16 protein-coding genes and 1 riboswitch are annotated in these 15,239 nt (G+C 45.5%); of the genes, 6 read left to right on the forward strand and 10 right to left on the reverse strand.

Annotated elements, in window-relative coordinates; all coding sequences use genetic code 11:
• Window positions 1-200: 200 nt before the first annotated feature.
• The 4 genes from AB4623_RS07850 to AB4623_RS07865 all read left to right on the forward strand — a co-directional run bounded on the left by AB4623_RS07850 (window position 201) and on the right by AB4623_RS07865 (window position 2,610).
• Window positions 201-461 (forward strand): DUF2282 domain-containing protein, encoded by a 261-nt coding sequence (locus AB4623_RS07850; protein WP_004736650.1) that lies wholly within the window; start codon window positions 201-203, stop codon window positions 459-461.
• Between the two features lie 64 nt (window positions 462-525).
• Window positions 526-1,386, forward strand: a complete 861-nt coding sequence (locus AB4623_RS07855) for a DUF692 domain-containing protein (protein WP_372102432.1) — start codon at window positions 526-528, stop codon at window positions 1,384-1,386.
• Complete coding sequence (locus tag AB4623_RS07860) at window positions 1,383-2,150, forward strand: DNA-binding domain-containing protein (RefSeq protein WP_372146117.1); 768 nt, start codon at window positions 1,383-1,385, stop codon at window positions 2,148-2,150. The genes AB4623_RS07855 and AB4623_RS07860 overlap by 4 nt, the downstream gene beginning before the upstream one ends.
• Before the next feature lies 1 nt (window position 2,151).
• A complete protein-coding gene (locus AB4623_RS07865) occupies window positions 2,152-2,610 on the forward strand; it encodes a DoxX family protein (protein ID WP_372074372.1) in 459 nt (152 codons plus the stop codon).
• A gap of 99 nt (window positions 2,611-2,709) precedes the next feature.
• On the opposite strand, the gene AB4623_RS07870 is transcribed toward AB4623_RS07865, so the two are convergent.
• Both AB4623_RS07870 and AB4623_RS07875 read right to left on the reverse strand, forming a co-directional pair.
• A complete protein-coding gene (locus AB4623_RS07870; RefSeq protein WP_009848181.1) occupies window positions 2,710-2,991 on the reverse strand; it encodes a hypothetical protein in 282 nt (93 codons plus the stop codon).
• Between the two features lie 102 nt (window positions 2,992-3,093).
• Window positions 3,094-4,293 carry a multidrug effflux MFS transporter gene (locus AB4623_RS07875; protein WP_372146119.1) on the reverse strand — a complete coding sequence of 400 codons (1,200 nt, stop codon included), beginning with the start codon at window positions 4,291-4,293 and terminating at the stop codon, window positions 3,094-3,096.
• 101 nt (window positions 4,294-4,394) lie between these two features.
• On the opposite strand from AB4623_RS07875, the gene AB4623_RS07880 reads away from it, so the two are divergent.
• Both AB4623_RS07880 and AB4623_RS07885 read left to right on the forward strand, forming a co-directional pair.
• Window positions 4,395-5,336 (forward strand): LysR substrate-binding domain-containing protein, encoded by a 942-nt coding sequence (locus AB4623_RS07880; RefSeq protein WP_102578815.1) that lies wholly within the window; start codon window positions 4,395-4,397, stop codon window positions 5,334-5,336.
• A gap of 122 nt (window positions 5,337-5,458) precedes the next feature.
• Window positions 5,459-7,249: an aminopeptidase P family protein gene (locus AB4623_RS07885; RefSeq protein WP_372146122.1), complete on the forward strand. Its 1,791-nt coding sequence runs from the start codon at window positions 5,459-5,461 to the stop codon at window positions 7,247-7,249.
• A 107-nt stretch (window positions 7,250-7,356) separates the two neighbouring features.
• On the opposite strand, the gene thiH is transcribed toward AB4623_RS07885, so the two are convergent.
• The 8 genes from thiH to AB4623_RS07925 all read right to left on the reverse strand — a co-directional run.
• Window positions 7,357-8,469 carry a 2-iminoacetate synthase ThiH gene (gene thiH, locus AB4623_RS07890; protein ID WP_017061318.1) on the reverse strand — a complete coding sequence of 371 codons (1,113 nt, stop codon included), beginning with the start codon at window positions 8,467-8,469 and terminating at the stop codon, window positions 7,357-7,359.
• A gap of 7 nt (window positions 8,470-8,476) precedes the next feature.
• Window positions 8,477-9,241 (reverse strand): thiazole synthase, encoded by a 765-nt coding sequence (locus tag AB4623_RS07895; RefSeq protein ID WP_017067772.1) that lies wholly within the window; start codon window positions 9,239-9,241, stop codon window positions 8,477-8,479.
• A 2-nt stretch (window positions 9,242-9,243) separates the two neighbouring features.
• Window positions 9,244-9,453 (reverse strand): sulfur carrier protein ThiS, encoded by a 210-nt coding sequence (gene thiS / locus AB4623_RS07900; RefSeq protein ID WP_017061316.1) that lies wholly within the window; start codon window positions 9,451-9,453, stop codon window positions 9,244-9,246.
• The gene (locus tag AB4623_RS07905) at window positions 9,450-10,232 is read right to left on the reverse strand and encodes a HesA/MoeB/ThiF family protein (protein ID WP_017062994.1); all 783 of its coding nucleotides are present in this window, start codon (window positions 10,230-10,232) and stop codon (window positions 9,450-9,452) included. Before AB4623_RS07905 ends, thiS begins: the two co-directional genes overlap by 4 nt.
• Window positions 10,222-11,514: a thiamine phosphate synthase gene (locus AB4623_RS07910; RefSeq protein ID WP_371725475.1), complete on the reverse strand. Its 1,293-nt coding sequence runs from the start codon at window positions 11,512-11,514 to the stop codon at window positions 10,222-10,224. Before AB4623_RS07910 ends, AB4623_RS07905 begins: the two co-directional genes overlap by 11 nt.
• Window positions 11,514-13,463: a phosphomethylpyrimidine synthase ThiC gene (gene thiC, locus AB4623_RS07915; RefSeq protein ID WP_102333086.1), complete on the reverse strand. Its 1,950-nt coding sequence runs from the start codon at window positions 13,461-13,463 to the stop codon at window positions 11,514-11,516. Before thiC ends, AB4623_RS07910 begins: the two co-directional genes overlap by 1 nt.
• Before the next feature lie 130 nt (window positions 13,464-13,593).
• Window positions 13,594-13,692, reverse strand: a riboswitch (TPP riboswitch).
• A 62-nt stretch (window positions 13,693-13,754) separates the two neighbouring features.
• Window positions 13,755-14,138, reverse strand: a complete 384-nt coding sequence (gene crcB, locus AB4623_RS07920; RefSeq protein WP_004736665.1) for a fluoride efflux transporter CrcB — start codon at window positions 14,136-14,138, stop codon at window positions 13,755-13,757.
• 100 nt (window positions 14,139-14,238) lie between these two features.
• The coding region (locus tag AB4623_RS07925) for a multicopper oxidase family protein (protein ID WP_372146124.1) at window positions 14,239-15,239 on the reverse strand (1,001 nt) is incomplete at its 5' end.

Genomic DNA, 15,239 nt, shown 5'->3' on the forward strand with positions numbered 1-15,239 from the left:
GTTTAGGATAATAAGAAGAAAAAACAATCAAAAAATAACATCATATAATCAGTAACTTAATAGCTAAAACATCATTAATATTGATATTTCTTATAATGTCGTGAAATTATTTCCTAGTTCTTCCTATCCTTTTTAGTAAGCAAGTTAACAATCCATTAACCTGCGATATAAAATACTATTAAGTCCTAGAGGGAATGACTATGAAAAATTCTAATCTTGCTGTTACAGCTGCAATCACAAGTGTACTAGCGTTCGGCGGTGCAGTTCTTACATCAGCACCTGCGGAAGCAGCAGCAAAAGAAAAATGCTACGGCGTGGCAAAAGCTGGCCAAAATGATTGTGCAACCAAAACAAGCTCATGTGCGGGTACAGCAAAAGAAGACAACCAATCCGATGCGTTCGTAGTCGTACCTAAAGGGCTATGTGGCAAATTATCAGGTGGTAACACTCAATCATCATAATTGAGCTGCTTAGTATGGTGAGCTGACATTCAGCTCACCTCCACTTCTTGTTAGGAGAATCGTTGTGACTCAAACTCTTCACCCCTACGCAGGGGTTGGCCTTAGAACACCGCACTTGGACTTCTTTAGCCAAAATCCAGCCTTAGTAAGTTGGTTAGAAGTTCACAGCGAGAACTACTTCTTAGCTCAATCACCGCAACGACAACAACTCAGAGAAATTCGTCACGCACACAACATCAGTTGTCACGGTGTTGGGTTGTCGCTAGGTTCTGTTGAGCGCATCAATCAACATCATCTTGTGCAATTAAAAGAGCTCATTGATGATATCGAACCCTTCTTGGTTTCTGATCATCTCAGTTGGAGTCAGACAAGTGGTCATTATTTCAATGACTTGCTACCGCTGCCTTACACAGAAGAAGCATTGGAAGTCTTCTGTCGTAATGTCATCGAGGTTCAAGACAGCTTGCAACGCCCGATGTTGATTGAGAACCCATCGAGCTACCTATCCTTCAAGCATTCTACTATTCCTGAGTGGGAGTTTTTGGCTGAGGTACAAAAGCGTACTGAGTGTCGCCTACTGCTCGATTTCAATAATATTTTCGTCTCATCTTTTAATCATGGCTTTAGTTGTGAAGAGTACTTAAACGGAATACCAGCAGACAAAGTTGAAGAGATTCACTTGGCAGGTTTTACCAAAAAGAAGCTTGAACAAGGTGAGATCTGGATAGACACACACAGTAAACCTGTCTGTGACGAAGTGTGGAAACTCTACACTGACTGGGTTGCACAACATGGTTTGCGCCATACCTTGATTGAGTGGGATCTCGATATCCCAGAGCCACAAGTTTTATTGGCTGAAGCAACCAAAGCCAGTGATATCTTGTATCAACACGACAAGTTCAACCAAAGGAGTCGCGCCTCATGAGCCACTCCCTAGCAGAGGTTCAATTGGAGTTTGCTAACGCCCTACGCTATCAAAACAATGGTGAGTACTGCGACATAGTGAGCGACCATTTTACCGATGAACAACGCATCCAGATTTACCGTAATAACTTTGTGATCAGCTTGAGCGAAGTTCTGGCAGCAACCTACCCACTCACTGAAATGTTGGTTGGTGAAGAGTGCTTCCAACAGATGGCTCGTCAACATGTCTTACATTATCCATCGACCTCTGGTGATGTCAGTGGTTACGGTGAACACTTTGAACAGACTATCCAAGCCTTTCCTGCCGTTATTGAGGCTGCACCTTATCTCGGTGAAGTGGCTTTGTATGAATGGCAGAAAGATAGCTTGGTAAGGTTTTCGTCACAAGTACATGTCGACCAGAGACCTCTTTCTTGCCTTGCAGATGTACCACAAGAGCAACAAGGCGCTTTAGTCTTTCATCTCAAAGATTCAATAACACTGATTCATTCTAGTTACACGATTATCGCGCTTGAACACGCCATCTATCAGCAGCAACTTGATGGGCTAGACATCAACCAAGCTGAATTTGGGGTGTTGATCCGAGCTGAGAATTCACAGGTTGAGAGCCATAGTTTGAGTGAAGAGAGCCACCAACTCCTCACTGAATTGCAATCAGGTCGAACACTCTCAGCAATCGATCCTTTATTACTACAACATCTGAATACTGTTATGGCGCTAAACGTCATCTCAGGTTTTTCAATCAATGCCGAATTGGAGGCATAACATGGATAACAACACAGTCACGAACATGATGGCTCAATACGACAGTTTGATTGAGAAATCACAGGCACTTTTTGTTCCAGTGCTTCTACTATTTTGTCGCCTTTGGGTGGCGTGGGTATTCTTTAATTCTGGACTCACCAAGATAGCTACTTGGGATAGCACGCTTTACTTGTTTGAATTGGAATACCAAGTGCCACTGCTACCTTGGGAATTGGCTGCTTACATGGGCACTGCCGCTGAGTTAATTCTACCGATGTTTTTAGCGCTCGGTTTATTAACACGACCTATGGCTGCGGTGTTGTTCGTTTTCAATATCATTGCTGTCGTGTCTTACCCTGTATTGTGGGATCAAGGCTTCTACGATCATCAGCTTTGGGGGTTAATGATTCTTATCGTTGTCGTGTGGGGCGCCGGGCCATTCTCACTTGATCGAATTTTGAAAGCGCAGTTCAGGAATTAAAATAAGTTTTCACCTCTTTTGAACTGCTAAAGCTAAATGCTACAGCCCAAACGCAAGAAACCACTCAATTGAGTGGTTTCTTTTTTAACTGGGATAAGCTTACTTATTTAGAAAAGCTTGTAGCTCTTCAGCAGAGATGCCTTGCTCTGCAAGTTCTTTTGCCAATAGCTGAACCTGCTCACCCTTACGAGACTCTACCACACGCTGAAATTGGTAAATGATATCTCGCAAAGTATCGATTGGAACTTGTTTTGCCGCACTGCGAATACGCTCTTCACTTTGGTTGCCTAGCTCTTTAAGCAGTTTACCAAACATGACCTTTTCAGGTGCATCTTCCATTTGTTCTAAGACGCGCGCCATTTCGTAGGTTGTTAATGACATTACAGTATTTTCCGTTGGGGACTAACGTTTCAATGAGTGACAAATATACCATGTTTTAACGTTTCGAAAACCGCCATTTGTATATTTTGTCACCCTTGTAACTTATGCCTTAGCAAACGTCGTGTGCCAAGACTTACCCGCTTTGCTCGCAAGCACTAATAACGCAGGAACAATCAGGAACATTTGCAGAGCAATCATCACTTGCGACGTTAAATCAAGACGTTGCATGGTACCCACAAGAAGCCCTGAACCGCTCATTTGGAACAAGCCAAGCAGCGCAGCAGCTGTACCCGCACGGTCACCGAAAGGTTCTAGAGCTTTACCTGCCGCAGCACCAAGAATCCAAGCAAAGCCAACTGACGATAAGAAGATCGGTAGCATGAACGCGATTGGAGTAGCGTGCTCAGTAAGCACCAACATAATCACACCCGCTAAGCCCAGCGTCGAGATACCAACCACCAGTGCTTTATAGGTACCAAAACGGTCCATAAATTTAGGTGCAGTAAACGCAGCTGCAATGTTGATGGCCGCATTAACACCAAACCAGAAAGTAAACTCTTTCATGGTCAGGCCTAGGTTTTCCATCAACACAACTGGTGCAGAGGTTACATAAGCGAGGATAACCGCCATCGCCATCAGACACAAGGTTGCGTGGAAAAGGAATGATGGTGTTTTCAATACTGACCAGTATCGCTCAAGCTTGAATACCGCAACCTTTTCTGTCGCAGGGTTAGACTCTTTCATTTGGAAGAATAAGATAGTGCCAACAACGACAGCAAAGCCTGCCATAAAGCTGAAGTTCGAGCGCCAGCCAAACTGTTGAGTTAACCAAGCACCCAGAATCGGTGCTAGTGCAGGAATAAAGCAAATGGCACCATTGAGATAACTGATCATACGGCCGCTCTTCTCAGGGCCAAATAGATCGCGAACCGTCGCAAAGGCTGCTACAGAAGTCGCACAAGCTCCTAAGCCTTGTAGCAGCCGAGCTATTAGCATCATATCAATCGATTGAGCTGCCCACGCCAAGCAAGCACTCAATGCATAGATACTAACACCTCCCAATGCAACGGTTCGACGTCCTAACTTATCAGCCAAAGGGCCTGCAAATAATTGCCCGACACCCATGGCGAATAAAAACCAAGTAATCGTATCTTGTGCTAATGCGTGTTCCACGTGAAACGCTGTTGAAATTTGTGGCAGAGCTGGAAGATAAATATCTATAGCCAGAGGGCTAAATAGAACCAGCATTGCCAATAAAGCAACCTGCAGTTTACTAGGGGTTGGAAGCGCATTAGAAGGCACAAGATTCTCCGAATGAGTTAATTTAGGTGCATAATAACCAACTAAAGATATGAACAAAAATGGCATATACTCATTAGCATTATTCCAAATAGGAAACTCACATGAATATCGAGAAACTATCACGCCTCGACCTCAATCTACTGGTTTGCTTGCAGGTGCTGATGGAAGAGCTGAGTGTCACTCGCACTGCGCATCGATTGTGCTTGAGTCAATCGGCTGTGAGTAAGTCGCTAGCCAAGCTTCGTGAACAATTTAATGACCCCCTGTTCACACGAAGTGCTCATGGCCTACGTCCAACACCGAAAGCTGTTTTCCTTAAGCCTCGGCTAGAAACGTTGATCAACCAACTTGATGTTCTCACTCAGCCTGAGACATTCATTCCCAACAATAGCGACCACAGCTTTCACATTGCTGCCGTTGAGAGTGTTTACCCGCTGATTCTTCCTCACTTCTTACCGGCGATATTTCGACAAGCACCTAAGGTTAATATCAACACCCATGCGTGGACCGAACAAACCTTTAAGAAGCTACAGCTTGGTGAGTTAGATATCGGACTCACAGGCAAAGACATCGACATCAACGACGCGCGCTTAACCATGCTGCCGCCAGACGACATCTGCGAACAAGAGATCTACCGTGATGCACAGATGTGTGTCTTAAGGCGTAACCACCCAGCTCTACGTGGTAAATGGGATTTGGGAACCTACCTTGCGCAGCGTCATGTACAAGTAAGGTGTGATGGGAACGATCGATGGCTACTCGACTACAAACTTGCCGACCTTGGTCACCAACGTGATATCGCTATTTCTGTTCCAGACTTCAATAGCGCTGCAAGCCTGTGTACTTACACCGACTTTGTGTTTACCGCACCAAGCCACTTTACTTACCTCGTCGCTAAACAACTCGACTTAGTGGTTGTTCCTTTACCAATGGAATTCCCACCGATGGCATACACTTTGTTTTGGCATCGTGACAGAGAAAATGACCCAGCCTTAACTTGGTTGCGAGATATCATCAAAGAAAAAACTCTGCACCTTAGATAAAAATGGCGTACAGCGTTTGCAGCAAACGAACAAAAGCGCTAGCTTATTGACCTAATAAGTCCCCTCGCATGTATATCGACTGTGAGTGTTAACAAGGACCCTAACAATAAGGATAAACACAGATGCACAATATCACTGCTGAACGCGTTTCTGCGGTTCGAGCTTGGCTTGAAACAAATAACCTAGATGCCGTTATCATTCCACATGAAGACGAATATCTAGGTGAATACGTTCCCGCTCATAACGAGCGACTTCACTGGTTAACAGGTTTCACTGGCTCTGCGGGTGCCGCTGTTATCACTCGTGAAACTGCTGCTATTTTTGTTGATGGTCGCTACACCGTTCAGGTTCGTAAGCAAGTACCAGCAGAGTTATTTGAGTATCGCCACCTTATTGAAGAACCGGCTTTAGATTGGATCATCAATTCATTGCCACAAGGTAGTAAGGTTGCATTCGACCCACGCATGCACACCGCGGCGTGGTTGAAAGGCGCACAAGCAAAACTAGCAGAGAAAGTTGAGCTAACAACACTCTCTTCTAATCCAATTGATGAACTTTGGTCTGATCGCCCTGAACCTGTCGTGTCTGATGTTCGCCTAATGGCAACAGACGCCGTTGGCCAATCAAGCGAGAGTAAGCGCGCTGAGATTGCTGGCTTACTAAAAGCCAAAGGTGCTGATGCCGCTATCCTTACCGAGCTTGACTCAATATGTTGGTTGCTTAACATTCGTGGCTTGGACGTATCTCGCCTACCTGTTGTGTTATCCAACGCGATCATTCACGCCGATGAAAGCGTCGATTTCTTCCTAGACCCAGCACGCATCCCGGCAGGCTTTGAAGCTCACGTTGGTAATGGCATTCGAGTTTCTCCCCCATCAGAGCTTGAAGCGCGTCTTCAGTCTCTAGAAGGTAACAATGTGTCTGTCGATTCAGGTACCAGTAACGCTTGGTACACGCTGGTTCTACAAAACTCTGGCGCTCATCTCATTGAAGCAGCAGACCCATGTCTAATGCCAAAGGCAGCAAAGAATGAAACTGAAATTGCCGGCATGAAAGCGTGTCACATTCGTGATGGCGTGGCGATGGCGAAATTCCTATCTTGGATTGATGCCGAAGTCGCGCAAGGCAACCTGCACAACGAAGCGGTATTGGCTGACAAAGTACAATCATTCCGTGAACAAGACCCAACACTGATGGATCTAAGTTTTGACACGATTTCAGCTGCAGGCGGTAACGCAGCAATGTGTCACTACAACCACGAGAATCAACCTGAACCAGGTCAGTTAGAGATGAATACTCTTTACCTAGTCGATTCAGGCGGTCAGTACCTAGATGGTACAACCGACATCACTCGAACTATCGCGATTGGCCAGCCAAGCGACGAAATGATCCAGCAGTTCACGTTAGCGCTTAAAGGTCACATCGGTATCGCGCGTGCACGTTTCCCACAGGGTACTCGTGGTTTCCAACTTGATATTCTAGCTCGCCAACACTTATGGGCAGAAGGCTTCGACTACGACCACGGTACTGGTCACGGTGTTGGTCATTTCCTAAGTGTTCATGAAGGTCCGCAAAGCATCTCTAAGAAGCTAATCGATGTACCTCTTGTTGAAGGCATGGTGTTATCAAACGAGCCGGGTTACTACCGTGCAGATGAATTTGGTATCCGTATCGAAAACCTAGAACTGGTGGTTGAGCTGCCAACTCAAGGTGACTTCTCAGTACTAACGTTTGAGTCGCTAACACGTTGCCCTATCGATAAGCGCAACATCAACGTCGATTTACTGACACGACCTGAACTTGCATGGCTTAATGATTACCACCAGAAAGTATGGAACGATGTTAGCCCATTAGTTGAAGGTGATACATTGGAATGGTTACGCCAATCAACCACTCCACTTGCTCATGCTTAGCTAATTCAAACTTAATGAAATGAAAAACGGCTACCTTAGGGTAGCCGTTTTTATTTGTCGATTTAACTTCGTCGATGTTTCACGTGGAACATAAATCTGTGTGTTCGCTAACCAGAGTAAGCACTGTGCCAGTCTCGCCACACAGGATCAAAACCACGTTGACGAATCATTGACTCAACATCGGCAGCACTTCGCTCATCACTTATTTCAAATTGCTCGAGTTCTTCTTCATCAGAAGCATAACCACCAGGCTGGGTTTTAGACGCAGCCGACATACTGGTGATTCCCAATGGCAACACATTGTCGCGGAAAGCTGCAGACTCACGAGTCGAGAGAGACAATTCAACCTCAGGGTTTAATAAGCGATACGCACAGATAAGTTGAACCAACTGTTTATCACTCATAATCGATTTAGGCTGCAAACCACCCTCACACGGACGAAGACGTGGGAATGAAATCGAGTAACGTGTTTGCCAATAAGTACGCTCAAGATAGTCTAAGTGAGCGGCCACGAAGAAACAGTCGGTACGCCAATCTTCCAAGCCAATCAAAGCGCCAATACCTATCTTATCAATACCCGCTTTTGCCAAACGATCGGGCGTTTCGAGCCGGTATTCAAAATCCATTTTATTGCCACGCAAGTGGTGTTCCGCGTAGGTACTTGGGCTATACGTTTCTTGGTAAACCATCACCGCATCTAAGCCGAGAGTTTTAAGCTCTGCGTAGTCATCTTGATCAAGCGGCTGCACTTCCATCGCAAGATAGTTAAATTGTGCCTTAATATTCGGTAGCACTTCACGGAAGTACTTCATCCCGACCTTGGTTTCATGTTCACCAGTCACCAACAATACACTATCAAACTTCATCTTTTTGATAGCGGCACTTTCAGCATCGATTTCATCTAAAGTAAGTGTGCGACGCTTAATGCGGTTCTCCATTGAGAAACCACAATACGTGCACGCATTCGCACATAAGTTTGAGAGGTACAATGGAATATACAACGACATTGTATTGCCGAATCGCTTGCGTGTGAGTGCCAACGATTGTTGCGCCATCTGCTCTAAGTAAGGTTCTGCTGCCGGAGAGATAAGAGCCTTAAAGTCTTCCAAGTCGCGTTTAGGTTTACTCAGAGCGCGCTCAACATCCGCTGCCGTTTTACTGAAGATGGACATACCAATGTCATCCCAGTTGAGCTGTTTAAATCGATCAACAAACGTCATAAGGACACTACTCGTCTAGGAATGAAGTTAGCGGACTAGAAGCAACCGCATGAGACACCTGTCCAGCAAGACCAGAAAGGTAAGCCATACGGCCAGCTTCAACTGCCAGTTTAAAAGCAATCGCCATATCAACGGGTTGTTGAGAAGCCGCAATTGCAGTATTAACTAACACGGCATCCGCGCCCATTTCCATTGCACGAGCAGCATGAGATGGCGCACCAATACCAGCGTCAACAATCACAGGGACGTTCGCTTGGTCGATAATGATCTCTAAGAAGTCTGCCGAAGCGATACCTTTGTTCGACCCAATCGGCGCACCTAGCGGCATAACCGCAGCACAACCCACCTCTTCCAATCGTTTACACAACACTGGGTCAGCATGACAGTAAGGCAACACAACAAAGCCATCTTTAACCAGTTGCTCAGCCGCTTTTAATGTCTCAATTGGGTCTGGCATCAAGTACTTTGGATCAGGGTGAATTTCCAGTTTGAGCCAGTTTGTGCCTAGCGCTTCGCGAGCCAAATGCGCAGCAAAGATGGCATCCTTCGCGTTCTTCGCCCCGGAGGTATTTGGTAACAAGTTCACGCCAGCATCAATGATGGGCTGTAAAATATCATCTTGCTCAGAGCGAATATCAACTCTCTTCAACGCCATGGTTGCCAGTTGAGAACCGGAAGCTTCGATAGCACTCGCCATTAAATGTTTATTCGCGAACTTGCCCGTTCCAGTAAAGAGTCGTGATTGAAATGTTTTATCTGCGATAGTTAACATAGTTAGCCTCCTGCAATAGCTTGGAAAAGAGAAATAGCATCGCCTTCATTGACGACCCTTTGTTGCCACTGACTACGCGGGACAACCGCATTATTGATAGCAAAGACACAACCCAGATCGGGTAGTGAAAGCGCTTGGATGATATCCGCTAGAGACGACGATTGTGCAACCTGTTCTGGTTGCTCATTGATAGAGATCGTTATGTTGCTCATTGGGTTTCTTCTTCTAAATAGTTAACTGTAGATGTGCAGCAAACGGGGCATTCACTATCTTGAGTGACACTTAAGTTTTGCCAGTTCATCGTCTGACCATCAAACAGTTTGAGCTGATGTGTTGCAACCTGGAACTCGCCAGTGCTAATACGTTGAATCGCTGCCAGTGCTTGGAGGTTGCCTATGGTGCCAACAACTGGGCCGATGATGCCGCTATCGCTACAACGTGTCGTTTGTGGATGATGACTGAACGGGAACAAACAGTGATAGCACCCTTTCTGCATCTGATAATCAAAGACAATAAACTGACCTTTCCATCCGATCGCAGAACCAGAAACCAAAGGTGTCTTGCTACCAAAACATGCTTGGTTAACCTGCTGACGTGACTCAAAGTTGTCAGTACAATCCAACACCAAATCAGCGAGCATCACCTCAAGCTCAAGCTGGCTCTGAGTCATTCGCCTATTGATGGTTCTCACTTGGTTTCGACCATTAAGCTCAGTCAGTTTTTGCTTCAGAGCTTCGACCTTAGGCGAACCTAACTGGCTTTCCTTGAACGCAACTTGTCGTTGAAGGTTAGACGAATCCACACAATCATCATCAACTAATACGATTTTCCCGATACCGGAAGCCGCAAGATAGAGAGCCGCAGCATTGCCTAAGCCACCACAACCGATGACCAATACATGGCTATCTAATAGATTGCGTTGCCCTTGCTCACCCACTTCAGGAAGTGCGAGTTGTCGTTGATAACGAATGAATTCGAAATCATTCAGCATGACTTAGCTCCTGAGTTACCTCTTTAGCAGCACCTGAAGAACGGTCAGCCATTAATGCTTCGAAGAACTCAATCACTTGCTTTGGTTCTTCGGCTAACGTAATCGCACGTACAACAGCAAGGCTCGATACCCCACAACTCCACACCTGTGCGGCCGTCGACTGGTCAATTCCACCAATCGCAACTGTCGGATAACCGGTGAGTTCTTCTGTGTATGGGATAGTATCAATCAGCTGCTGATAGAGAGATAAACGCACAAGTCCTTGAGGCTTCGATGGCATCTGCTTAGTGGTGGTTGGGAATATATGCCCCAGCGCAATATAGCTTGGGTTGATTTGCACAATGCGTAGCAACTCGTAATAACCATGAGTCGATAGACCGATCTTAATACCAGCTTGGCTCAGTTGAGATAGGTTGGATTCTTCGATGTCCTCTTGCCCCAAATGAACACCAAAAGCATCATGCTTAAGTGCCAATTGCCAATAGTCATTGATAAAAACCTGAGCGTTGTGCTCTCTACCGAGTTCGATAGATCGCGCGATTTGTTGTTCTAAATCTGCTTGCTGTGGGTTCTTAATACGCAGTTGAACTGTGTTAATTCCAAGCTTGAGCAGCCTTTCGATCCACTCAACATCATCAACCACTGGGTATAGTCCTAGGCTACTCTTACTCAATTCCGGGAACGACAGTGATGTTCCTTGGTGCGCCCAACCAACACTAATATCCAGTCGCTCATCTTCGAGAACGGGAATAGGAAAGTTTTGATAGTTTGCTGGCCATGTTCCACGTGAAACACTAGGTGCTGCGCGAGCTAAAACCAGTGCATCTTCTAATGGGAATTCCAACGCCAACAAAGTAAGTAACCAAGCAAAGTGGCCACGACTATCTAACTCCTGATGAGCTGGAGTTTCACTCTTGATAGCACGATTAGAATCTAGCTGTGACCAGATATCCAATGCAGCTGAGTCATCTAAGACACCGATATAGATGGTATTCGGAGTTTGTGCCAAGGCATCGCGGACACCAGCTAGCGCCACTGAATGACTGTAATAAACGATATGATCAAGCTCACTTGAGCGGCACTCCGCCAATGAATCAACATCATGAGCAAAACCAATAGATAACGCTTGCTGAGCATCAACGATAGAGAAGCATTGAGTTGGGCTTACACCCAACTCAACTGCATCGGTTGCCAAGCCTTGTCGCTTAGCAACCAATAGACAGCTTTGCACCTCTCCCGTTAGCTCAATATTTTGAGATGGGATAAGAATCTTCACTGTCATTATTCCTCTAATTGAGCTTCTTTTGCGCCTACTGCTGGGTGATAAAGTTCAGAGCCAGTATCACGGAACTCTTGTGATTTCTGACGCATCCCTTCCAACGGATTATCAAGCATCTTAATCTCGATAGCCTGATCAGCAGCCACTTGTTCAGTGTCTTTTGCGTACTCTCGAACTTCTTGAGAGATCTTCATTGAACAGAATTTAGGTCCACACATAGAGCAGAAGTGAGCAACCTTGCCCGATTCTTGTGGCAGGGTTTCATCGTGGAAAGAACGGGCTGTTTCTGGATCTAAAGCTAGATTAAATTGGTCTTCCCAACGGAATTCAAAACGAGCTTTAGATAATGCATTATCTCGGATTTGTGCGCCCGGATGCCCTTTTGCCAAGTCTGCTGCATGTGCTGCCAGCTTGTAAGTAATCAAGCCAGTCTTCACATCTTCTTTATTTGGTAAGCCCAAATGCTCTTTAGGTGTTACATAACAAAGCATCGCACAGCCGTACCAACCAATCATCGCCGCGCCAATACCAGAGGTAATGTGGTCATAACCCGGTGCAATATCAGTGGTCAGCGGGCCTAACGTATAGAAAGGCGCTTCATGGCAGTGCTCTAACTGCTCATCCATGTTCTCTTTAATAAGATGCATAGGTACATGTCCAGGACCTTCAATGATCACCTGAACATCGTATTCCCAAGCCACTTTAGTTAACTCACCTAGAGTACGTAACTCCGAGAACTGAGCCTCATCATTGGCATCTGCAATAGAGCCAGGACGTAGGCCGTCACCCAATGACAAAGCCACATCGTACTTCGCACAGATCTCACAGATCTCGCGGAAGTGTGTGTATAGGAAGCTTTCTTGGTGATGTGCAAGACACCATTTCGCGATAATAGAGCCACCACGAGAAACAATACCTGTCACACGCTTAGCCGTCATAGGAACATAACGAAGAAGCAAACCAGCATGGATAGTGAAGTAATCAACGCCCTGCTCCGCTTGTTCAATCAAAGTATCGCGCATCACTTCCCAGTTAAGGTCTTCGGCTACGCCATTCACTTTCTCAAGCGCCTGATACATAGGAACCGTACCAATCGGCACTGGGCTATTACGTAGGATCCATTCACGAGTCTCGTGGATATTACGGCCAGTAGAAAGATCCATTACGGTATCGCCGCCCCAGCGAGTCGACCATACTAGCTTCTCAACTTCTTCTTCAATCGAAGAGCTTACAGAAGAGTTACCGATATTGGCGTTCACTTTCACTAAGAAGTTTCGGCCAATAATCATAGGTTCTGATTCTGGGTGGTTGATGTTTGAAGGGATGATAGCTCGGCCTTCAGCGACCTCTTTACGCACGAACTCAGGGGTAATTTCTTTTGGCAGGTTTGCGCCAAAGTTATGGCCTGGGTGTTGGTGATTAAGCTGTTCATCAGCGAACTTCTGACGCCCCATGTTCTCACGTATCGCAATGTACTCCATCTCAGGAGTGATAATTCCCTGACGAGCATAATGCAGTTGAGTTACACATTGGTCGCCAGTAGCGCGACGAATTCGAGGCAGGTTTCCGTAACGAAGGTCGTCTAGGGTTTCATCTTCTAAACGTTCTTTGGTGTAAACAGAGCTTACATCATCGAGCAATTCCGTATCACCACGCTCTTCAATCCATTGCTCTCGCAACTTAGGAAGGCCACTATAAAGGTCTATTTCATGCGTAGGATCGGTATAAACACCTGAGGTGTCGTAGACATGAATTGGCTCATTAGGTTCGAATACAGGCTCTTTTTTGCTGCCACCAACAAGGCTATCTGCGAGGGATATTTCTCGGACAGGGACTTGAATGTCCGCTCGAGACCCTTGGATGTAAGCTTTTTTTGAGTTTGGATAAGGTTGTACAGATAAAGAATCAATGAAATTCTTCGCTTCCAGTCTTGCTTGTTTACGACTCGACATAGCATTTTTCCTTGGCTTTTAGCCATTATTTATAGGGATAAAAATGCTTGACGGATAAGATGCTACAAGAGGGATCACAGCAAGAAAATGCAGTTGTGATCTGGAGATAGATCTCTAGAAGGATTCTAGTTAGATATCTACTCTTGTTCCCTTCGCAGGTATTAGCCTGATCAGGTTCAACGGATCCCGAGTTAACGGTCTCAGCCATATGGCACTCCGACAAGTACGATCGAGTATATAAAAACGGCTTGGATAAACCAAGCCGAGTTGTTAACAAATCGTAAGAAAGTTTTAAGACTTTATCAGAAGTTGGAAGCCGATCCATGCGGCTGAAATACTGAGAACCACATTGAGCAGTACATTGAGCCCCATCTTGAAGAACGCACCCTGCTGCATAAGAAGCACGTTATCCATCGAAAACGTAGAAAATGTCGTCAGGGCTCCAAGGAAACCAAGACCGATAATTTGTCTCCACGGCTCCGTCGCAACCATCTCATTTTCAAACGCGGCGATGAGCAATCCCATAATCAAAGAGCCAATTACGTTAACAGTCAGCGTACCGTAAGGAAAACCACGCCCTAACATCACAACGCATAACTCTGAAATCAAGTAACGTGAACAAGCACCAAACGCGCCACCGATGGCGATAAAACCTAGAATAGATAACTGACCCATGAATCCTCCCAAACAATAATCCCTATATTCTAGCTTTAACGCCGATAAAAGCGAGGGTAGAAACTAAGAATGCATGCGCAAATATTAAACGTTACAGGTGTCACTTAACTTCAATATATCCCATCAAACCCGTTTTCATGTGTTCTATAACATGACAATGATACATCCAGCGGCCAGGGTTGTCGGCTACAAATGCAGCTTTAGCTCGGCCATTTTTTCCAAGTAACACTGTATCAGTATGGAAAGGTTCTTCAACTTTCTTCCCATCAAGTTCCAATACAGTGAATGTATGGCCGTGAATGTGAATCGGGTGATGATATTGAGTGACGTTCTTAAGATCGAATATATAGGTTTTTCCCAGCTCTAAAGTCGCCAACGGTTCAGGGATATTATCTTTGCTCATCCCCTCCCATGCTCGTTTATTAGTTAGCCAAAACTTAGGCATAGATTTTCCATCTTTAGATACTGGAGAAACCGCCCCTTCCCATTCAAATAAAAAGTCGATTTCTTCTGCATTAGCCAAATCTAAATTGGGCACAGGATTAAGGGGTAAAGAAGGCAGAGAGCGATTCTCAACAAGGGTTGAATCTACAACCTCGAACTCACACAAAGAGAAAGGAAAGCGTCCTTTCATTTGAAGGACGCTAACTCGCCCACCGGCTTTGGGTGCTATCAGTCCAATATCCACTCGCATCCCTGGACCAATTTTATGTTGCGTCAGCTTATAAGGTGTTTTTACAGGGTTACCATCAATGGCAATCACCCATGCCTCAGCCCCTTCGACAGCTATAGGGTAAGTGATCGTATTGTCGACATTAGCGATACGTAGCCTGGTTGTTGCATGTTGTTTTAACTCATAGACAGGCTCATGTATTCCATTAACGCTACTCCACTCTCCTGGCGTACCCATACGAGCACTGAGTCGTGGGATCATTAGATCTTTCCATTGGCCTTTCTTATCTATATGCCAATGTTTAAGCATCAGTGCGTGCTCTTCATCAAACGGCACTGGAATGCTCTCCTCAACGATAATTAGACCAACCAAGCCCATACCAAGCTGCTTAACGCTGTTCATATGTGGGTGATACCAATTAAAGTAAA

This window comes from Vibrio sp. 10N.222.52.C12, assembly GCF_041474215.1.
Classification (GTDB): domain Bacteria; phylum Pseudomonadota; class Gammaproteobacteria; order Enterobacterales; family Vibrionaceae; genus Vibrio; species Vibrio crassostreae_C.